We start from the raw sequence: 18,493 nt of genomic DNA on the forward strand, positions 1-18,493 counted from the left end.
AAATGACTTAAACTCATGAAAATCATTCGATATTGGAATGCATCATGGATATCCGCTCGCTGCGCTACTTCGTCGAAGTGGTGGAACAGAACAGTTTTACGCGCGCGGCCGCCAGGCTGCACGTGACGCAACCGACAGTGAGCAAGATGATTGCCCAGCTGGAACAGTCGCTGGACCTGGCCTTGCTGGACCGCGCCGGCAAGCGTTTTACCCTGACGGACGCGGGCAAGGTGGTGCTGTCGCGCGCGCATACATTGCTGGCCCTGCACGCGGAACTGAAGGTGGAATTGCGCGACTTGCAACATCTGGAACGGGGGGAACTGCGTGTCGGCGTGTCGCCGCAAACCCACTCCACGCTGGCGCCATGGCTGGCCGAATACCACCAGCGCTATCCGGGCATCGAGCTGAAGATGTACGAGAGCGGCACGCAAGCGATCGAGCGCGACTTGCGCACGGGCACGGTGGAGCTGGGCACCATGCTCGATTATCCGGGCAATGCGGCCACCTGGCAGGATTTCGAGGCGCTGCCTCTCGTGCGCTCGCCGCTGTGCCTGCTGGCCGCGCCCGGCTCGCCGTGGCAGGGACGTGCTTCCGTCGCCCTGGCCGAACTGGCCGACAGCCCCTTCATTTTCTATGGCGCCGCATTTGCCTTGAACGACATCGTGCTGGACGCCTGCCAGCGCGCCGGTTTCGCCCCGCGCATCACGGGCCGCAGCGGTCAGTGGGACTTTATTGCCTCGCTGGTGCGGCTGGGCGTGGGCATCTGCCTGCTGCCGAAGATGTACTGCGACACCCTGGAGCCGTCGCAGTTTGCCGTCATTCCCCTGGACGGCCCGCCCGTGGAATGGAATCTGATGCTGGCCTGGCGCCGCGGCGGGCGGCTGTCGTTTGCCGCCCGCGCCTGGCTGGAGCTCGTCAGGGCGCGCATGACGGACGCGGCACGTTTACAATAGGCGCTCGCCAACTTCCGTCCGACCAGATGAACATCAACGCCAAGGTTACAGCCAAAATCAAACGCACGGCAGGCTCGCTGCTGCTGGGATTGTTATGCACCGTGGGCCTGATGAGCGAAATGGGCTACGCCCAGGCCGCCATTCCCGTATATGGCTATTTCGTCAAGAATACCTATCCGCACGACCCCCAGGCGTTTACCCAGGGCTTGCTGTTCAAGGATGGCCATCTGTATGAAAGCACGGGCCAGAACGGCCAGTCGTCCTTGCGCAAGGTGGAATTGACGACGGGCAAGGTGCTGCAGAAAAGCATGCTGGACAAGAATGTGTTTGGCGAAGGCATCACGGACGTGGGCGATGAAATCCTGGGACTGACGTGGATTTCGCAGACCGGTTATGTGTTCGACCAGAAAACGTTCAAGCTGAAACGCAAATTCAGCTACCAGGGCGAAGGTTGGGGCCTGGCCAGCGATGGTCATTTCGTCTACATGAGCGACGGCACGGCCGCCATCCGCGTGCTCAATCCGAAAACCCTGGCCGAGGTGCGCCGCTTCGAAGTGAAGGCCGAGGGCCGTCCCATCGAACGCCTGAACGAACTGGAAATGGTCGATGGGGAATTGTTTGCCAATGTGTGGGGCGCGGACGTGATCGCCCGCATCGACCCGGCCAGCGGCAAGGTCGTCGGCTGGATCGACCTGACGGGCTTGCTGCCGCCCGAGCAGCGGGGCACGGCCAATCCCGACGCCGTGCTCAACGGCATCGCCTGGGATGCGCGCGGCAAGCGTTTGTTTGTCACGGGGAAACTGTGGCCCAAGCTGTTCGAGATCGAGCTGATCGAAATCCAGCGCCACTGATGTTTCCTATCGGACAGTGTTGCTAGCGAAGAATCGTCTATGATGCTGTTCTTTCGCCCCGTGCGACCCTTGCAGGATGCCATGCTGTCTCTTCCTTTATGCCGCCTGGCGGCCGCCGCCAGCTTGCTGGCCACCGTCTTGCCCGCCGCGCAGGCGCAAACGCCATACGTGCCGGTGATGCAGCAATACGGCGACTTTGTCGTCACGCGCGACCGCCACGACCCGCTCGTCAACTTGTCTTTCCGTAAGCACGGCTATTGGCCCGGCGGCGCGCGCGAAGTGGTGGAAGTGCGGCCCCTCAAGGCCAGGCGCGAAGGCCAGCCCATGCTGCTGGCCTTTACCAAGGGCTATACGGGCCAGGGCACGATATTGATCGGCGTGCAGAACGGCGAACCGTTGATGCGCCCCGTCAGTCCTTTGCGGCGCGACGACATGGTGCGCACGGAGCGCGACCCAGAATGGGGCGTGCCGCAGCCGGGCGGCAGCGAAATACTGCTGTTCGCCCGCGACGGCCGCGCGCTCGATACGGACTCGGGCGAACTGCTATGGTTTGACATGCCGGGCATCGTCACGGGCGATTACGCGCCCGCCATGCTGGTCTCCGTCTCGCCCGACGGACGGCGCGGCGCCTATCTGGCCCGCAGGGCGACCAGCGTGGAGGTCGTCGTCGCCACGCGCGACGACGGCGTGGCCGGCGTCCTGGCCTTGCCGCCCGACACCTATCAACGGTGGTTGAAGCCCTTGTCGCAGGCCGCTGCCGAACAGGCGGGCGCCGCCATCAAGGCGCGCCAGGGCCGCACGGATTCGAACCGCATCCAGCGCGAGCTGGAACTGGCCTGGTTCGGCCAGCAATTTCAATGGAAACAGGGCAAGAACGGCTTGCAGGTGACGGGGCTGGGCCTCATTTCCGCGCCGCCCGAGGGGGAACAGCCATGAGCATACCTGGACTGATCGCCGGCTGCTTCGCCGCCTCCGCGCTGGCCGGCTGCGTGCACGGGGAAATATTCGCCCAGGATTATCTGGCGCAAGACATCGACAAGCAACAAGCCTTGCTGGAACTGGACGTGGTCTTCGGGCAAGCGCCCGATGACAAGCTGACGTCGCGCGTAACGGCCCGCAATACCGTGGAATACACGGGCGCGCCGCATATCGTCGTACCGTTTTACCAGAAGGGCCTCGGCTTCGACCAGGGGTTTGCCGGCACCTACATGTTTGCCGTGCCCTATCCGATCGCCAAGGTCGAAACGGCCACGGCCAGCAGCCGCGTCTTCGGCCAGAAACTCGACGGCCAGCAGCAGGGCAGCCCGCGCTACCGCTTCCGCGTGCCGGGCAAGGCGCAATGGAACAGCAATGAAACCTTCATGCTGGGCTTTGAGCGCAAGGGCCGCCGCGAAGAAATCACTTTCCGTTTCAGCAACGAGCAAAGCTGCCCGTCCGCCTTCCTGGCCACCACGCCAAAATACGGTTTCCACATCAAGGTGGTCGCCACGTTCAAGGATGACAAAGGCTGCCTGAAAGTATGTGACAGCCGCGACCAGTGGCCCGGCTTTTGCGCCTTCCAGCCGCCGCCCGGCACCTGACTATCACCATGCAAGCCACGCGCCGGCGTTTGCCGGCGCGCCGCTTATACACGCGCGCGTTTTGCCGATTCTATTCAATTGTCATCGAATGGCCGCCTGAAACGCCTATTTTCACGGCGTATGGGCGGTGATATTGACGCAGGTCAATGTCTGGATCGGCGCATAAATCTTGTCGCAAAAGTATCTTTCTCAGGCGTATGATTTCTGTGCCGTGATCGGCGCACGCAGATGGCGCGGCGCGGCCCGATATCCGAAACGCATCCTTCCTGTGGAGAGACAGAATGAAAATGCCCGTTTTAGGAAGCACCCAGCCCGCCATCACCAGGCGTCCGCTCGACATGCTGGACACCGACAAGGCCGCCGTGCGCGCCATCGCCCAGGCGGCCGTCAGCGTCGAACTGTTCACCATTCCCCTGTACATGGCCACCATGTATTCGATCCAGGGTACGCACCAGATCAACTCGAAAGGCATCACGTATTACGAAGGCCGCCAGTGGCCGGGCATGGGCACCACGGCCCGCCCCGAGCTGGCGGAGCAAAAGGCCTTCAATATCATCTTCAGCGTCTTCATCCAGGAAATGCTGCACCTGCAGATGGCGGCCAACCTGGCCACGGCCATCGGCACGGCGCCGTGCTTCACGGGTTCGGAGCTGCAATCGCAGGACCATGGCTGGACTTGCTATGGCAAGAGCTGCACGGTGATCCCGCACATCGTCGACTTGCAGGACACGTCCGGCTACCGCCACGTGCGCGTCAACCTGGAAGAGCTGAACGCCAACCAGTGCGACCTGTTCCTCGCCATCGAGCAGCCGGAGGAGCAGGCACGGGCCCAGCTGGCCGAGTTCGACAAGCATAACCACACTAAATATTTCCCCGAGGTACCGTTCGTGGGCTGGACGCCGGGCAAGCACGTGCATGATCTGCCCCTGTTCGGCACCATCGGCTACATGTACGAATGTTATGCGCGCTACATCGGCATCGAATACGCGGATGGCCAGACCTTGTGGCAAAAACTGTTCGTCAACGGCTCGGTGCAGCAAGACATGTTCAACAGCCAGGTGCAGGGCCATGCGCGGGCGGAATTTCCCAAGTTCGACACCTGTTTCGGCCCGCAAGACCAGGATGGCGGCCAGACGGGCTCGTTCAACAAGGCCATCGACATGATGGCGGCCATCACGGACCAGGGCGAAGGCAGCGCAACGGCCATCCAGCGCTACCGCCGCGATGCGGCGCAGCGCCTGATGGCCGTGCAGCCCGATTACCGCGAAGACCTGGCCGCCCTGAAGTGCGATTATCCGTCCTACGCGAACAATGGCAAGGATGCGGAATCGCGCGACGCGCAGGCGCGCCACGACAGCGCCCCGTTCGACCACTACGAGCGTTTCGGCCAGGTGAAGGCCATGCTGCCCGTGAAAACCTGGGCCGGCTGGCACCAGGACGGGGGCCGCTGGAGCGAGGCCATGCTGACCAACGAGCGCTACAACCCGGCCACCGCGCCCAAGAATATCCCGGCGCCGGCGGCCGTGGCGGACGCCCTGAACCGCCTGAAGGATAGCAGCGGCACCTTGGGGATGCTGAGCACGGTCGCCACGGGCGCCATCTATGGCATCACTTCCGTGCTGGACAAGTACTGGCTGAACCAGGACCTGGACTTCCCGTATCCGTCGATGGTGGGCGCGGGCGACCGCATGGCCATCTGCTGGGCCGTGCTGGGCCAGGCGCCGAACCTGGCGACGGGCGTGCCGCTGGCCGAGAAAAGCGTGCTGTACCACGCCTGCCAGGGCATGCACCTTGAGGGCGAAGCGTCGTCCACCTGCGCCGCACTGGCTGTCTACCACACCTGCCGCGGCTCCAACGGCTGCCACGCCCAGGGCGGCTGCGGCTTTGCCCAGGCCGACACGGGCGGCTCGTCCTGCGGCCATTCGGTCAAGCTGGCCGCGTCGCCGGGCACGCCGTGTTATGTGCCGCCGCCTCCGCCGCAGCCAGACAAGGTCTACAGCGCGCCCAGCGACAACAAATGCGGCGGCTTCGGCGGCTGCGCCGTGCCGATTTCGGCCTCGCAGCTGTATCCGAACACCTCGGGCAAGGAACCGCCCGAGCCCGCCACAATGACCCTGTACGATTTCGGCCCCGCGCCCGACCACCGCAGCATTCCGCTGGGCCAGACCATGAGCTTTGCGCTGGGCGACAATGTCTACGACAAGGCCTGGGAAGCCTATGGCAAGGTGATGGCGGCGCGCGGCACGCCGGTGGGGGCGCCGCCGCCGCCCACCGACCTGCGCCTGGCCTTGCCGCCGTCGACCTGATGCGGGCCACGCATGGGGTGCCGCCACGCCTGGGCTTGCCGAACCTGGGCCTGGGCGTGGGGCTGCGCCCGCCGCACTATGAACACATCCTGCGCCACGGTCCGCAGGTGGACTGGTTCGAGATCATCAGCGAGAACTTCATCGACAACCACGGCTATGCGCGCCATGTGCTGGAGCAGGTGGCGGCGCAGGTGCCCATCGTCATGCATGGCGTGTCGCTGTCGATCGGCAGCAGCGATCCGCTCAATCTCGGCTACCTGCGCAAGCTGCGCCAGCTGGCCGGCGAGATCCGGCCCGCGTGGATTTCCGACCACCTGTGCTGGACGGGCGCCGCCTCGCTCAACAGCCACGACTTGCTGCCGTTGCCGCTGGACGAGGCCAGCCTGCGCCACGTGGCGGGACGCGTGCGGCAAGTGCAGGAATTCCTGGGCCGTCCCCTGGTCCTGGAAAACCCCAGCACCTACGTGGAGTTTGCCCAGTCCAGCATGCCGGAATGGGAATTCCTGGGCCGCCTGGCCGAGGATACGGGGTGCGGGATCTTGCTTGACGTCAACAATGTCCACGTCAGCGCGCATAACCACGGCTATGACGCGGCCGCCTACATCCGCCAGTTGCCGCACGCGCACATCGTGCAGATCCACCTGGCCGGGCCGACCGTGTGCGGCGCCATGCTGATCGACACCCACGACGCACCCGTGCCGGCCGCCGTATGGCGTCTGTACGCGCTGGCGCAGCGGCTGACGGGCGGCGTATCGGCCCTGCTGGAATGGGATGCCGGCATTCCCCCGTATCCGCAACTGCTGGCCGAACTCGACAAGGCGCGCGCGGCCGAACGGGGAGAATTCGCGGATGCGGCGCCCGCCACGGCTGCCGCCGCCGTGTCCGCGCCGCTGGGCTTTCACCTGGAGGCGGCCCATGCGCCATAGCGCGTCCGGGGACGAGGAGGGGGCCGGCGGCGCCCGCGCACCGCTGGCGCAATTGCAGGCGTGGTTCCTGACGGCGATGACGGCGCCGGGCGGCGCGGCGCGCGGCGTCCAGCTGGCCAGCGAGCGCCATGGCTTGACGCAGGAGCAAGTATTGAAACGGGCCAGGGGCGGGCCGGCGCCGCTGTACATCCATGCGGATGGCTATGTGCTGCGCCTGCTCGAATGCCTGCAAGCCGACTATCCCGTCTTGCGCAAGGTCATGGGCGACGAGCTGTTCGCCTTCTTTGCGCGCGCCTATGTCTGGCGCCACCCGTCCGCTTCCGCGACCCTGTACGACCTGGGCGGCGGTTTTGCCGATTTTCTCGCCGCCAGCCAGCGTGCCGCCGGCGCGCAAGGGGCTGCCTTGCGCTTTCCCGTGGAACTGGCGCAGCTGGAACGGGCGCGCAGCGAGGCGGGTAGGGCGCCGGGCCTGGAAAAGCTGGCGCCGCCCATGCTGCCGTGCGGATTGGACTTGCTGTTAGGAAATACACCGTCCTGGCGCCTGGCGCCGTGCACGCGGCTGCTGGCCCTGTCCTTCCCCCTGTGCGACTACTGGCAACAGGCGCAGGCCGCACCCGGCGACGCCGTGCCGGCCCAGCCGGAGGCGAGTCCCGCCTTTGTCGCCATCACGCGCATGCATTACCGGCTTGCCATGCAAGAGTTGCAGCCTTGGCAATTTTACTGGCTGCAAGCGCTGGCCGGCGGCGCGCCGCTGGCGCAGTGCGCGCGGCAGGCGGCGCAGTCCAGCGGCAGGGCGCCGGACGAGGTGCTGGCCGACGCCATGCTGTGGCTGCCCATGGCGGCCGCGGCCGGTCTGGTCGCCTGCGATGCTTGAACAACAAGCGGCGGACGCAAAAAAGGCCGATGAAAATCGGCCTCGATGACAGTTGAATGCGTTGCTTAGCGGTAAAACGCTTCGACTTTGCCCTTCAGCTTGATCTGCAGCGGACGGCCGCGACGGTCCAGCGACTTGGTGGAAGCGACCTTGATCCAGCGTTCGCTGATGCAATATTCTTCTACGTCAAGACGTTCCTTGTCGTTGAAGCGGATGCCGACGTCGTTCTCGAACACGGCTGCAACGTGGTAAGGGCTGCTGGGGTCGATCGACAGGCGATCGGGCAATGGGGGTAAGGTGGTGGTATCGTTCATGGGCGTAATTATCGCCCAGAATGCCGATCCAGACAACGGGGTGCGCATGCTTATCTGGCCGGCCGCGGCGCGGCGCTCCCGCATTTCCCTTCCCAGCGATGCCTACGCCCTACAGATGCCGTGTTTCCTGCGGCGGAACATTCCACTCGTCATGCAAGCCATCGACAAAGGTCACGGGCACCCGGGCCAGTTCGGCCGCCGAGGCATCGTCGAGGCAGTTGACGCCGATGCCGACAAACGGACCGCTGCGGGCGGAATCGCCACGGCCGAACAGGCGCACGCCGCAGTGGCGGCAAAAGTAATGGCGTTCGCGGCCGGCACCGAAGCGGTACTCGCTCAAGTCCGCCTCGCCGGCCAGCAGGCGGAAGGCCGTGGGCGGCACTTGGCTGGCCCAGCAGCGGATTTTCAGGCAATAGGAACAGTTGCAGCGCAGGCTGGGCGCCGCCAGGTCGATCTCGGCCGCGAAGCGCACGGCGCCGCAGTGGCAACTGCCATGACAGGTTTTTTTCATCGTGTCTTACTTTACAGCGTTGCCGTGCTGTCATGCAACTGCTGGAATTGCGACAACTGCTGCTGCATCAGCCGCGCATACTGGCCGCCCGCGCGCAGCAGCTCGGCGTGTGTGCCTTGCTGGCAAATCCGACCCTTGTCCATGACGATGATGCGGTCCGCTTTGACGATGGTGGAAAAGCGGTGGGCGATGATGATGGTGGTGCGTCCTTGCATCAGGGTATCGAGGGCGAGCTGCACCTGCTGTTCGCTGGCGGCGTCGAGCGCGCTGGTGGCTTCGTCCAGGATGAGGATTTTCGGCGCGCGCAGGATGGCGCGGGCGATCGCGATGCGCTGCTTCTGTCCGCCGGACAATTGCACGCCCCGTTCGCCCACCAGGGTTTCGTAGCCGTCCGGAAAGGCCGCAATGAAATCGTGGGCGTGCGCCAGGCGCGCCGCCGCCAGCATTTCGTCGCGCGTCACCTGGCGGTCCGGCACGGCAAAGCCGATATTGTCGGCGATGCTGCCGGAGAACAGGGCCGGTTCCTGCTCCACCACGGCCATCTGGCGGCGCAGCTGCGTCACGCCCAGCACGTGCGCATCGATGCCGTCGAATTGCAGGCTGCCCCCGTCAAGCCGGTAATGGCCGAGCACCAGGCTGGCGATGGTGGACTTGCCCGCGCCCGAGGCGCCCACCAGGGCGATTTTCTCGCCCGCGCGGATGGACAGGCTGACGCCGTCGAGGGCCATGACTTGCGCGCGCTCGGGATACGAAAAACGCACGTCGCGCAGCGCGATATGGCCGGCCAGCGGCGGCTGCGGCGGCGCCTCGGGCACGGCGCGGTGGCTGCGCAGGATGTCGAAGATGCGGTCGGTCGACCCCATGGTGCGCATCCACGTGTTCCAGAATTCGCTGATGGAGCCGGCCGTGTCCGTCACCATGCTGGCATAGATGACAAAGGCCGTCAGCTCGCCCACGCTCAAGCGGCCCTGGCCGATCAGGTGGGCGCCGAAGCACAGGGTGGTCAGCAGGGCCACGAAGGCCAGCAAGCCCTGCGCGCCCTGGAACACGGCCAGCAGCCGCGTGCCGGCCAGGGACACGTCCAGCAATTGCCGCATGGCTTGCGCGTAGCGGGCCATGGCGCCGCCTTGCTGGTTGAACGCCTGCACCAGGCGCGCATGGGCAAAGTATTCCTGCGCCACCTTGCCGCTGGCGGCCAGGCTGGCGGAAATGGCCCGCGCGCGCAGCCGGTAGTTACTGCCAGACAACTTGCCCAGATACAGGCTGACGGGAATGAACAGGGCCAGCGGCAGGCTCAGCATCGGTGACAGATGCAGCAGCATGGCGATGCCGCCCACGAAGACGCACAGCGAACGCAGGGCGTTGGCCGCACCGATGGTCAGGCTTTCGTGCAGGGCCGACACGTCGGACGTGAGCCGGCTGTTCAGTTCTCCGCCATGGTGCTTGTCGAAGAAGGCGATGGGCTGGTTGATCACCACGTCGAACAGGCGCCGGCGCACGCCCATGACGATCATGTGGCCGCCCGACTGCAGCAGATAGAAGCGCGCGGTCGTGATCAGCGCATACAGCAGGCTGAAGGCCAGCATGGCGGCCACCATGCCCGGCGTGACGCCGCGCCGCGTCAGTTCCGCCACGTTGTCGATGAAATACGCGATGGCTTGCGGAAAGGCCAGCTGCGCACCCACGGTGAGGGCCATGCACAGCAAGCCGGCGGCGATGCGCCAGCGCACGGGATACAGCAGGCGCAGCCGTTCGAGATGGGGGCCGACATTCAAATGGCTCATGCGGCGCGCTCCTGCGACGGTTCGGCGTGCAATTGCCCCACGAGGGCCAGCCAGTCTTCGTCGCCGATCAGGCCGGCCGCTTCCACTTGTCCCTGGTAATTAACAAAGACATAAGATGGCGAGCTCATCAGGGGATTCACGCGCCGGTAGTCGCGCAGGGCAAGCCGCGCCGTGGCCGAGCGCAGGCTGTCGCCGGGCAAGAAGGCGCGCAGCCGGCGGGCCGGCTCTTCGCTGAGCAGCCACAGGGCCAGGCCCGCTTCCTGCGCCAGCGGCAGCAGCCGCTCGATGCCGGCCAGCTTTTCCCCGCATTTCGGACAGCGGCTGGCCAGGAACAGCAGCACGGCCGCCTGGCCGGCCGCGCCCGGCTGGAAGCGCGCGCCGCCAGCCAGCGGACGGGCTTGCACGGCGGGCAGGGGCTGGCCCGGCTCCAGCGCCATGGGCGCGATGCGTTCGCGGCGGCCGGCGCGCAGCACGGCCAGGCTTAGCCAGATATTGCCCGCGACGGCAAAGGCCAGGGCCGCCAGCACCCATTGCAAGGTGGTGGCATCCATCAGTCGGCCTTTGCCAGGGTGGCGATGTCGTGCAGGGAAATCGTGGCCACGCAGACGATGGCAGCCAGTCCAGCTGCCAATGCCGTGGTGGCGACGGGCAAGGTCGCTTCTTGCGCGAGCGCAAAGTAGGCGCCGTTGATGCCCACCGCCAGCACGTTGCGCAGCAAGTCGTACCGCGACACGGGCCGCGCCGCTTCGCCGAAGCAGCTGCAGCGCACCACGCTGTGCGTGAAGTAGCGCCAGGCCAGGACGGCCGTGAGGGTAGTCAACAGCAAGAGCGACAGCAGCATCGGTATGTGGGTACCGCCGGCCAGCAGCCAGCCGGCGAGCGACAGTTCCGCCATCACGAGGGCCGGCGCGGCCAGGCTGGCGGCGGCGGGCGGCACGCCGAACGAGGTGGCCAGGTTGCCGCGAAAGTCGCCGTAGCTGCGCAGCTTGCCCACGCTGGCCGCCAGCAGCAGCAAGGCGATGCAATAGCGCGCGGTGTCGGCCAGTAATGTGGCCAGCACGGACGTCAGCATTGTGTGCTCCACACGGGCGCAAAGCCGCCCGGACGCTGGCGCCGCAGCTGCACGCCGTCGCGCGTGGCCAGCAGGGCATCGGTCCACGGCTCGTCCGGCGCGCTGCGCAGGGCGCCGCCTATGCTGGCCTGCAATTGCGTCGAAATGGCCCAGCCCAACCGTTCGGCATGCGCATCGCGCTCCATGCGCAAGCCCAGCCGGGCCAGCTCTTCGCGCGTCAACGCATAGTTGTGCGAGTGATAACCCGTCACCAGTTGCGCGACGATGGCGCGCCGCGCCTCGGGTGTGGCATCGGGCAATTGCCAGGCGAGCAATTCCTCGCCGATCTGCCCCAGTTCCAGCGTGGTGCGGTAAAAGGCCGTCAGGGAAGGGGGGAAGATGCTGCCGCACAGCAAAGACAGCGATTGCTGGCGCGCTTCGGCCGCATCCACGCCGAACCATTGCTGCGCCATGTCGCCGAAGACCTTGATGTCCAGGCTGGAAAAGGCGCCCCCATCCGCGCCTTCGAGCTGCGGGTCGATGGGCGAGAACAGGGCCAGGTCGCCCGCGATGATGTCATCCGCGCCCAGGGCCAGCAGGGTGGCGGCCGACTGGCAGTGGAAGGGCACGATAAAGCTCAGGTGGCGCGCATGCTGGCGCAGCAGGAGGGCGATGCGGCGCGCCGCGTTGACGATGCCGCCGCGTCCGTGCAGCACGACGTCGAGGCGCGCCACGGGGCCGATGCCCTGGCACAGCTCGTACAAGGCGGGCAGCAATTCCATGTCCAGGTGCGAGGCGGCCAGGACGATGGCGCGGCTGTCGCGCACTTGTTCCAGCTCGCGCAGCTGGACGGGGATCCGGTTCAGGTCGGGCTGCGGCATACGGCTCCTTCGATCAGGGTATCGGCCACGCTTTCCAGCAGGGGCAGGGCGGGCACCAGTTGTTGTACGTACAAGAATTGACCAACAGGATTGTTTTCCAGGAAAACATACTCGCCCTCGGGCGTGACGATCAGGTCCAGGGCGCCATATTCGAGGCCATAGCTGTGCACGAAGGCGAGGCAGCGCTGCTGTATTTCCGCCGGCAAGGTGCACGCCTCATAGCGGATGGGGGCCGACATGTCGCGCGAATCGATGGCCGTGCGGGCATCGTCCTGGGAATACAGGCGCGCGGCAAACAATTGCTTGCCGATCACGGTGATCCGCAGTTCGTATTGCTTGGCAATATATTCCTGGAACTGGCAGCTCAGTTCGCCGACGGCGTCCAGGCTGTCGAGCATGGCGTCGTCGACGATGGTGGTGCCGATGCCGGCGCTGACCCTGTCAACCTCCTCGACCGTCTCGGCGGCCAGGCTGGGCGTGGACATGGACTTGAAAATGATGGGTCCCTTGACGGCTGCGCGGAAGGCGCGCACGTCGTCGGGCACGTTGGTGATCACGGTGGCGGGCACGCGAAAGCCCATGCGCGCGGCGCGCGCAAGCTGTTCGCCTTTCCATTGGGCGCCGCGCAAGGCCAGCGGATGGCTGAGCCAGTAGCAATCGAGACCGTACAGCACGCTGAAGACGGCTTGCTCCGTTTCCAGCTGCGCATAGGCGCGTTCCTGCGGCGTCAGGTCGGCGCTGGCATAGGCATAGTCGGCCGCCTTGCGCAGCCAGACGGCGCCCACGTCCTGCAATTCGAGCCAGTCGCCGTCGGGCAGGCGGCGCAGGCGCGCGCTGGCGCGGCCGTCCTGCACGCGCTGGCACAGCTGGTACTCGCGGGGAAAGGCGTCGAGGTCGATACGGAAAGGGGCATGGCCGCGGGCGGCGAGGAGCGATCCGACCAGGTCGGCGTGCAGATCGCCGCTATGGCTGATGATCAAGACCTTTTTGTGCATGGAGGGGGCCTGCGTAAGGGAAGGAAAAAAGCCTTGCCGTGGCAAGGCTTTCAGCTGGAACGTATCAGCAGAACTCGCCGCCATCGCTGGAACCGATGCGCGAATAGCGGTATTGCTCTTCGCTGTCGACCGCCGTGCAGCCGGCCACGGCGACGCCGTCGCGCACCTTCCAGGGCGCGGGAAGGGCCGGTTTTTCCTGTTCCTTCTTTTCCGCCAGTTTGAATGCGAACAGTTTGGTTTCTTTATGCATGGGAATATCCTCTATGAATGGTTATGTTCCGGTTTTTACCGATAAATACATATTTAAAAAATGGAATCGCCAATTGAAAGGCGATCATATGGCTTTATGCATTGCGCGCAGAAAAGCCGCGCCGGAATTGGCGCCGGCGCCAGTTTGAATATGGAAGATTGAATGAAACCCCCACGCCTGGCGGGGGTTATGGCGTGCCGGGGATCAGCAATACTGGCCGCGGTCGTTCGGCTGGAAGCGCGAAGAGTCGCGGTATTGCTCAGCTTGCACCGCGGTGCAGCCGGCCACGGCGACGCCGTCGCGCACTTTCCAGGCGGTGGCGGGCGCCGCCGGTTTTTGTTCCTGTTTCTCTGCCAGTTTGAATGCGAACAATTTGGTTTGATTTTGCATTGTACTATCCTCTTGTGATGGTTAAGTACTGCTTGCGTTGTATGCCATGGTATATGGCCATTCGATCTTAGCGCTGGAATAAATAAGCGTCAACTTGAATTGAATCGTATTCGCTATTATCTTTTTGAAATACTCACCAAATATCACGCAGGCCATTTTTATTATTGCAGTGCGATAAATAATATCGGCCCATTTTAAATGGGTGGCAATATGCCTGATTATCGATGAAAAACGGATCGACCATGCGCGCGGGCACGCACTATAATGGCGCCTGTTGAATGGATAAGGCAGGAATCGCTCTATGGACATGGCCATCACAGACAGCTTGCGGCAGCTGGCATATGCGCAGGCCGCCGCGTTCGTGCAGACGCTCGACCGGCGCGATCCTGTTGCGCTGCAACGCGACTGGGGCCTGTCGCCCGGCGTGGCCGACGAGATCATCGAGATGCTCGACAGTTATTTTGCGGCAAACCAGGCGCTGTCCCTGGCGCCGCTGGCGCAAGCCTTTGTGCCGGGCAAGGGGGGCCGCGTGGCCGTCGATGTGTATGCCACCGATGCCGGGCCCCTGGGCCTGGAATGCCTGTTGCTGGCCGATGGCCAGCCGGGCGAGGCGACCTTGCACCTGGAAATGTCCAGCCACGACGGCGCGCTGCGCCTCCATTACCACTACATCGGATCCTGAGAACACCATGACCGCACCGATCAGCGACACACAGCAGCGCATCTGCGACAAATTCGGCTTGCCCGTGCAAGCGCCCGAGCCCATGGTGGCCCTCGCCATCGGCAGCCTGGACCAGTCGCCCATCTACGGCACGCGCATCGTGCTGCCGGAAAACGGCACCATCAGCTGGTTCATCCACTGCGGCGAGCACGACGATGCCAGCGGCTTTTACCAGCCCCTGCATGCGGACCACCTGCACGAGCTGCTGCCGCAGGTGGTCGATTACCTGGCCTTGCCCAGCGGCGCCAGGTTCATCCTCGACCGGGAAGGGTATGAGGATGTGTGGCTGGAAGAGTAACTTTCCGACCGGCAAGATTGTCGTTGACGTTGATAAATAGGTATGGGATGCTGCTGTTCCGTTTTCAACTGTCGAAAGCCTTATCTTGAAGCCACGCCTCCCGTCTTTCCTGCTCGTCATGGCGCTCGCTGCCGTGGCTGCTCCCGTCACCGCGGCTGCCGCTGCCACCAGCCAGCCGCAAGCCTTGCGCGCGGAACAGGATATCGCCGCCTTTGTGCGCAGCGAAATGCAGGAGCGCCAGATTCCTGGCTTGCAACTGGCAGTGATTCAGCATGGCAAGGTCGTGCTGTCGCGCAATTTCGGCCTGGCCAGCCTGCAATACCAGGTGCCGGTGACGGATGCCAGCCTGTTTTCCATCAATTCCGCAACGAAAGCGTTTGCGGGCGTGGCCGTGATGCAACTGGTGCAAGAGGGCAAGATCGACCTGGCGGCACCCATCGGCCAGTACCTGACGGGCTTGCCTGCCGCCTGGCAAGCCGTGACGGTGACCCAATTGCTCAACCATACCTCGGGCTTGCCCGACGTGCTGGACCAGCGCAGCGGCAAGCTCGTGGGGCCGCAGCCGGATGATGCCGCTGCGGCGTGGACTGCCGTGCAGGCGCTGCCCATGGAAGCCCAGCCAGGCGAGCGCTACCGCTATAACCAGACCAATTACGTGTTGCTGGCGCAATTGATCGAGCTGCAAGGCGGCCAGCCGTTTACCGCTTTCATCCAGCGCCGGCAATTCGACGTGGCCGGCATGCCGCACAGCGGCTTTGGCGATGCAAAGGACGTAGTCGCCAACAAGGCCAGTTCCTACGTGCTGGACCGGGGAGGCAAGGGTTACCGCAACGTGATCGAGGATTTCCCCGTGTTCATGCGGGCCGGGGCCGGCATCAACAGCAATGCGGGCGAACTGGCCAACTGGCTCGTCGCGCTGCAGTCTGGGCGCTTGCTGGCGCCCGCCAGCGTGGAACGGCTGTGGCAGCCGACCAGCTTGAAGGATGGCAAGCCGGGGGCGTGGGCGCTGGGCTGGCCCGCCATCGGCCGCGATGCGCACCGGGCCGTGGCCGGCATCGGCGGCGCCCGCTCGGCCTTTTATGTGTATCCGGACGACGGCCTGGCCGTCGTTATCCTCAGCAACCTGGCCGGCGGCCAGCCGGAACAGCTGATTGATACCGTCGCCGGCTTTTACCTTCCCGCCCTGCGCCAGCAGCGCGGCGGCGCGTATGCCGCGCACCTGCTGCGCAAGCAGGCGGCCAGCAGCGGTTTCGACGGGCTGGAGCAGAAGCTGGTGGCCATCCGGCGCCAGCACGGCTTGTCCGCGCCCACGGAAGACGATTTGAATGCCTGGGGCTACCGCCTGCTGGCGCAGCAGCGGACGAAACAGGCTCTCGCCGTGCTGCAGCTGGCCGTGCAGCTGGCGCCGGGCAGCGCGAATGCCCACGACAGCCTGGCCGAGGCGCATGAGGCGGACGGCGGCACGGCACTGGCCGTCGCGCACTACCGCCGTACGCTGGAGCTGGACCCGGGCAATACGCACGCGGCGGCGCGCCTGCGCAGCCTGGCCGCCCGTTAAGCTCGTCAAGTGTCCAGCTTCAGCACGGCATCGATCAGCGCGCGCGGATCGTAGAGGTTGTCCGGCATCACGATGTCCGGCTGCAGCAGCACGGGCGTGGCCGCGCCCGACGGGCGCTGGAACAGCAAGCGGGGCACGCCCAGCTCCAGGCCGCTGTTGGGCAGCACGAAATTCTGCGTGCCGCCGCTCTGGCGCGTGCGCGCCTGGCCCGCCGCGCCCACCACCTTGCCAAAGCCGAAGTCCTGCATGACATTGCTCAACAGGATGGAGGAGGAATACGTGCGCCCGCCCACCAGCAGATAGGTGTTGCCCGAAAAATGCAGGGGATCGTCCAGCCGCGGCTGCTGCCAGGAGGTGATCTCGCCATCGATGACGTCGCCCAGCTTTTCGCGCGCGCTGTCGCGTCCCCGTATTACCTTCTTGCGGTAGGTCGAGGCCCAGCGGTAGGGCTTGTCCGCGATATAGCGCAGCACGCCATCGATCCACATGTCATCATTGCCGCCGCCATTCGCCCGCACGTCGATGAGCAGGGTGCGCACGTCCGCCGCGCGCATCTGGCGGAAGGCATCGGCCGTGAACGCCGTGAATTGCGCTTTGTCAGGCCAGGCAAAGGTGTTCAGGGTCAGCAGGGCGGCCTTGCCGGGCAGCAGTTCGAAGCGGAATTGCTGCGCGAAACTGCCATCGCTATCCAGATAGGCGGGCAGGGCGGCGGTGCCGGGCACCGTCAATTCCCGGCCGTCGTCCAGCTGCAAGGCATGGCTGGCCGGCGCGCCCAGCACCTTCCAGTACAGGAAGGGCCAGCGCAGCGACAGCAGGCTGGCACGAAATGCGGCCGTGTCGCCGTGGCAGCGGGCCAGCAAGTCGGCGACGATGCGGCTGGCCGGCACGCCATTGATGCGCGTGATGCGTGCGCCTTGCAGCGGCGTCGGCGCGCCGCCCAGCAGGGCCCGGATGTACAGGCCGCCAGCGCCATCGAGCGTGACTTCATAGGGGAAGAAGCGCCCTCCCTCGTCGAGGAAGGCCTGGCTTTGCGCCCGCGGCGCGGCCGGCGTGATGGCCAGGTGGCCATCGGCATACAGGGGATTGAGCGTGGCCAGCAAGCGCCAGGCCTGGTCGGGCGACATCGGCGCCCGCATCTGTTCCGCGATGGCGGCGTAGGCGTGGCCCACAGCGGCGGGATCGGCGGAAAAGCCCGGCTCCGGGTGCGTCGCGGCGATCGCGTCCTGGACGAAGCGCAGGTCGGCGCGCAGCTGTTCCGGCGTCAGCGGGGGAACGGTGGCGCCCCGGGCCAGCGCCAGCGGCGCACAGCACGACAGGATCAGGCAGGCTGACAGGTACTTCAGGCGGTTCATGGCATCCTTCCCCGGTGTCGATGAAGGATGCACTTTAATCAAGTCTGGCGCAGAACGCCAGTCATTCCGTGACGTGCTGCAGAAATTGCCGGGCAGGGAGCGGCATCAGGCGGCCAGGTGCGCACGATCCGCCTGGCCATGTTCGGCCCCGTGCATGGCCAGGTAAGCGGCCAGGTTGTCATCGGCGATGTCCAGAGCCCGCAAGACTTCCCGCGTGAAGGTGACGGGCGCCGTGCCGGGCGCCGTGATGATGCGCTGGTCGGCCACGGCCCACGGCACGTCCTGGTACAGGGCCGCGCCCGCATAGCCGGTACCGGCCAGGTTGTCGGCGGAATTGGAAGTGTGGCGCACGGTGTCGAGCACGCCGGCTTGCGCCAGCACGCGCGTGCCGTCGCAAATGCCTGCCAGCACGACACTCTTGTCGCGCGCGGCGCGCAGCAACGGGCCCAGGTCGGGCGCCTTGCCGCTTTGCCAGTGGCTGCCGCCACACACCATCAGCAAATCGAGTTCCTCGAGATTGATTTCTTCCAGCGCCAGTTGCGGTGTGACGAGCATGCCGCCGGACGAAGTGACGGGCAAGCCGCCCGGCGTGGCGAACTGCGTGTAGAAGCCGTAGTACAGGCGCGCCGTGGAATTGATCAGGGCGGTTTCCCAATCGGCAAAGTTCTCGGTCAGAATGGTAATGGCACGTGTCATGAAAAGTCCTGTCGCAGGTGGTGATATCAATATGAATACAGGCTGGCTGGCCTGTCGGTGCCGAAAGCATAATAAAAAGCACTGACAATTTCTGTCAGGAGCCCACGCAAAATGATGGCACGAGTTGCAACAGCCTGCGCTACAATCGCAGGCCCGTTACCGCGGGCATGACACTGTTCCATGTACGCCTGTTGATTACCTC

The 18,493-nt window shown here is 65.1% G+C and carries 21 protein-coding genes; 10 read left to right on the plus strand and 11 right to left on the minus strand.

Annotation, left to right across the window (positions count from 1 at the left end; genetic code table 11):
• Positions 1–44: 44 nt before the first annotated feature.
• From CLU94_RS26965 to CLU94_RS26995, 7 genes are all read left to right on the plus strand, one after another.
• Positions 45–953, plus strand: coding sequence for a LysR family transcriptional regulator (locus tag CLU94_RS26965; protein WP_099668524.1), 909 nt, complete (start codon positions 45–47; stop codon positions 951–953).
• 26 nt (positions 954–979) lie between these two features.
• Positions 980–1,804: a glutaminyl-peptide cyclotransferase gene (locus CLU94_RS26970; RefSeq protein ID WP_099667939.1), complete on the plus strand. Its 825-nt coding sequence runs from the start codon at positions 980–982 to the stop codon at positions 1,802–1,804.
• Between the two features lie 39 nt (positions 1,805–1,843).
• Positions 1,844–2,740 carry a hypothetical protein gene (locus CLU94_RS26975; protein ID WP_218965322.1) on the plus strand — a complete coding sequence of 299 codons (897 nt, stop codon included), beginning with the start codon at positions 1,844–1,846 and terminating at the stop codon, positions 2,738–2,740.
• Positions 2,737–3,384 carry a hypothetical protein gene (locus tag CLU94_RS26980; protein WP_099667940.1) on the plus strand — a complete coding sequence of 216 codons (648 nt, stop codon included), beginning with the start codon at positions 2,737–2,739 and terminating at the stop codon, positions 3,382–3,384. The genes CLU94_RS26975 and CLU94_RS26980 overlap by 4 nt, the downstream gene beginning before the upstream one ends.
• A 281-nt stretch (positions 3,385–3,665) precedes the next feature.
• Entirely contained in the window at positions 3,666–5,690 is a 2,025-nt protein-coding gene (locus CLU94_RS26985; protein ID WP_099667941.1) for a ferritin-like domain-containing protein, read from the plus strand.
• A complete protein-coding gene (gene bufB, locus CLU94_RS26990; RefSeq protein WP_099667942.1) occupies positions 5,690–6,616 on the plus strand; it encodes an MNIO family bufferin maturase in 927 nt (308 codons plus the stop codon). The genes CLU94_RS26985 and bufB overlap by 1 nt, the downstream gene beginning before the upstream one ends.
• Positions 6,606–7,490, plus strand: a complete 885-nt coding sequence (locus CLU94_RS26995; protein WP_099667943.1) for an HvfC/BufC N-terminal domain-containing protein — start codon at positions 6,606–6,608, stop codon at positions 7,488–7,490. The genes bufB and CLU94_RS26995 overlap by 11 nt, the downstream gene beginning before the upstream one ends.
• A 65-nt stretch (positions 7,491–7,555) precedes the next feature.
• Here CLU94_RS26995 and CLU94_RS27000 read toward each other — a convergent pair whose 3' ends face one another.
• From CLU94_RS27000 to CLU94_RS27040, 9 genes are all read right to left on the minus strand, one after another.
• Complete coding sequence (locus CLU94_RS27000; RefSeq protein WP_010398340.1) at positions 7,556–7,804, minus strand: DUF3297 family protein; 249 nt, start codon at positions 7,802–7,804, stop codon at positions 7,556–7,558.
• A 109-nt stretch (positions 7,805–7,913) separates the two neighbouring features.
• Positions 7,914–8,315 carry a GFA family protein gene (locus CLU94_RS27005; protein ID WP_099667944.1) on the minus strand — a complete coding sequence of 134 codons (402 nt, stop codon included), beginning with the start codon at positions 8,313–8,315 and terminating at the stop codon, positions 7,914–7,916.
• Positions 8,316–8,326: 11 nt separating this feature from the next.
• Positions 8,327–10,099 carry an ABC transporter ATP-binding protein gene (locus CLU94_RS27010; protein ID WP_099667945.1) on the minus strand — a complete coding sequence of 591 codons (1,773 nt, stop codon included), beginning with the start codon at positions 10,097–10,099 and terminating at the stop codon, positions 8,327–8,329.
• On the minus strand, positions 10,096–10,650 hold the full coding sequence (locus CLU94_RS27015) for a hypothetical protein (protein WP_099667946.1): 555 nt from the start codon (positions 10,648–10,650) through the stop codon (positions 10,096–10,098). Before CLU94_RS27015 ends, CLU94_RS27010 begins: the two co-directional genes overlap by 4 nt.
• Positions 10,650–11,171: a MauE/DoxX family redox-associated membrane protein gene (locus CLU94_RS27020; RefSeq protein ID WP_099667947.1), complete on the minus strand. Its 522-nt coding sequence runs from the start codon at positions 11,169–11,171 to the stop codon at positions 10,650–10,652. Before CLU94_RS27020 ends, CLU94_RS27015 begins: the two co-directional genes overlap by 1 nt.
• A complete protein-coding gene (locus CLU94_RS27025; RefSeq protein ID WP_099667948.1) occupies positions 11,165–12,031 on the minus strand; it encodes an SDH family Clp fold serine proteinase in 867 nt (288 codons plus the stop codon). The genes CLU94_RS27020 and CLU94_RS27025 overlap by 7 nt, the downstream gene beginning before the upstream one ends.
• Positions 12,013–13,026 carry an ATP-grasp domain-containing protein gene (locus CLU94_RS27030; protein WP_099667949.1) on the minus strand — a complete coding sequence of 338 codons (1,014 nt, stop codon included), beginning with the start codon at positions 13,024–13,026 and terminating at the stop codon, positions 12,013–12,015. The genes CLU94_RS27025 and CLU94_RS27030 overlap by 19 nt, the downstream gene beginning before the upstream one ends.
• A gap of 64 nt (positions 13,027–13,090) precedes the next feature.
• The gene (locus tag CLU94_RS27035) at positions 13,091–13,276 is read right to left on the minus strand and encodes a hypothetical protein (protein WP_099376727.1); all 186 of its coding nucleotides are present in this window, start codon (positions 13,274–13,276) and stop codon (positions 13,091–13,093) included.
• 204 nt (positions 13,277–13,480) lie between these two features.
• Complete coding sequence (locus tag CLU94_RS27040; protein ID WP_099667950.1) at positions 13,481–13,666, minus strand: hypothetical protein; 186 nt, start codon at positions 13,664–13,666, stop codon at positions 13,481–13,483.
• A gap of 307 nt (positions 13,667–13,973) precedes the next feature.
• On the opposite strand from CLU94_RS27040, the gene CLU94_RS27045 reads away from it, so the two are divergent.
• The 3 genes from CLU94_RS27045 (at position 13,974) to CLU94_RS27055 (ending at position 16,243) form a co-directional block, all read left to right on the plus strand.
• Positions 13,974–14,348, plus strand: a complete 375-nt coding sequence (locus tag CLU94_RS27045) for a hypothetical protein (RefSeq protein WP_143451570.1) — start codon at positions 13,974–13,976, stop codon at positions 14,346–14,348.
• Between the two features lie 7 nt (positions 14,349–14,355).
• Positions 14,356–14,685 (plus strand): immunity protein Imm33 domain-containing protein, encoded by a 330-nt coding sequence (locus CLU94_RS27050; RefSeq protein ID WP_099667952.1) that lies wholly within the window; start codon positions 14,356–14,358, stop codon positions 14,683–14,685.
• An 85-nt stretch (positions 14,686–14,770) separates the two neighbouring features.
• Entirely contained in the window at positions 14,771–16,243 is a 1,473-nt protein-coding gene (locus tag CLU94_RS27055) for a serine hydrolase domain-containing protein (protein ID WP_218965323.1), read from the plus strand.
• Between the two features lie 5 nt (positions 16,244–16,248).
• Here CLU94_RS27055 and CLU94_RS27060 read toward each other — a convergent pair whose 3' ends face one another.
• Together CLU94_RS27060 and CLU94_RS27065 are read right to left on the minus strand one after the other, a co-directional pair.
• A complete protein-coding gene (locus tag CLU94_RS27060) occupies positions 16,249–17,595 on the minus strand; it encodes a S41 family peptidase (RefSeq protein WP_099667954.1) in 1,347 nt (448 codons plus the stop codon).
• Positions 17,596–17,700: 105 nt separating this feature from the next.
• The gene (locus tag CLU94_RS27065) at positions 17,701–18,291 is read right to left on the minus strand and encodes a type 1 glutamine amidotransferase family protein (protein WP_099667955.1); all 591 of its coding nucleotides are present in this window, start codon (positions 18,289–18,291) and stop codon (positions 17,701–17,703) included.
• Between the last annotated feature and the right edge of the window lie 202 nt (positions 18,292–18,493).

Source organism: Janthinobacterium sp. 13 (assembly GCF_002749695.1).
Classification (GTDB): Bacteria; Pseudomonadota; Gammaproteobacteria; order Burkholderiales; family Burkholderiaceae_D; genus Janthinobacterium; species Janthinobacterium kumbetense.

Excerpts from the sequence above, each read along its gene's own strand:
- CLU94_RS26965 (WP_099668524.1), top strand. The coding sequence starts at position 45 with ATGGATATCCGCTCGCTGCGCTACTTCGTCGAAGTGGTGGAACAGAAC.
- CLU94_RS26970 (WP_099667939.1), top strand. The coding sequence starts at position 980 with ATGAACATCAACGCCAAGGTTACAGCCAAAATCAAACGCACGGCAGGC.
- CLU94_RS26975 (WP_218965322.1), top strand. The coding sequence starts at position 1,844 with ATGATGCTGTTCTTTCGCCCCGTGCGACCCTTGCAGGATGCCATGCTG.
- CLU94_RS26980 (WP_099667940.1), top strand. The coding sequence starts at position 2,737 with ATGAGCATACCTGGACTGATCGCCGGCTGCTTCGCCGCCTCCGCGCTG.
- CLU94_RS26985 (WP_099667941.1), top strand. The coding sequence starts at position 3,666 with ATGAAAATGCCCGTTTTAGGAAGCACCCAGCCCGCCATCACCAGGCGT.
- bufB (WP_099667942.1), top strand. The coding sequence starts at position 5,690 with ATGCGGGCCACGCATGGGGTGCCGCCACGCCTGGGCTTGCCGAACCTG.
- CLU94_RS26995 (WP_099667943.1), top strand. The coding sequence starts at position 6,606 with ATGCGCCATAGCGCGTCCGGGGACGAGGAGGGGGCCGGCGGCGCCCGC.
- CLU94_RS27000 (WP_010398340.1), bottom strand. The coding sequence starts at position 7,804 with ATGAACGATACCACCACCTTACCCCCATTGCCCGATCGCCTGTCGATC.
- CLU94_RS27005 (WP_099667944.1), bottom strand. The coding sequence starts at position 8,315 with ATGAAAAAAACCTGTCATGGCAGTTGCCACTGCGGCGCCGTGCGCTTC.
- CLU94_RS27010 (WP_099667945.1), bottom strand. The coding sequence starts at position 10,099 with ATGAGCCATTTGAATGTCGGCCCCCATCTCGAACGGCTGCGCCTGCTG.
- CLU94_RS27015 (WP_099667946.1), bottom strand. The coding sequence starts at position 10,650 with ATGGATGCCACCACCTTGCAATGGGTGCTGGCGGCCCTGGCCTTTGCC.
- CLU94_RS27020 (WP_099667947.1), bottom strand. The coding sequence starts at position 11,171 with ATGCTGACGTCCGTGCTGGCCACATTACTGGCCGACACCGCGCGCTAT.
- CLU94_RS27025 (WP_099667948.1), bottom strand. The coding sequence starts at position 12,031 with ATGCCGCAGCCCGACCTGAACCGGATCCCCGTCCAGCTGCGCGAGCTG.
- CLU94_RS27030 (WP_099667949.1), bottom strand. The coding sequence starts at position 13,026 with ATGCACAAAAAGGTCTTGATCATCAGCCATAGCGGCGATCTGCACGCC.
- CLU94_RS27035 (WP_099376727.1), bottom strand. The coding sequence starts at position 13,276 with ATGCATAAAGAAACCAAACTGTTCGCATTCAAACTGGCGGAAAAGAAG.
- CLU94_RS27040 (WP_099667950.1), bottom strand. The coding sequence starts at position 13,666 with ATGCAAAATCAAACCAAATTGTTCGCATTCAAACTGGCAGAGAAACAG.
- CLU94_RS27045 (WP_143451570.1), top strand. The coding sequence starts at position 13,974 with ATGGCCATCACAGACAGCTTGCGGCAGCTGGCATATGCGCAGGCCGCC.
- CLU94_RS27050 (WP_099667952.1), top strand. The coding sequence starts at position 14,356 with ATGACCGCACCGATCAGCGACACACAGCAGCGCATCTGCGACAAATTC.
- CLU94_RS27060 (WP_099667954.1), bottom strand. The coding sequence starts at position 17,595 with ATGAACCGCCTGAAGTACCTGTCAGCCTGCCTGATCCTGTCGTGCTGT.
- CLU94_RS27065 (WP_099667955.1), bottom strand. The coding sequence starts at position 18,291 with ATGACACGTGCCATTACCATTCTGACCGAGAACTTTGCCGATTGGGAA.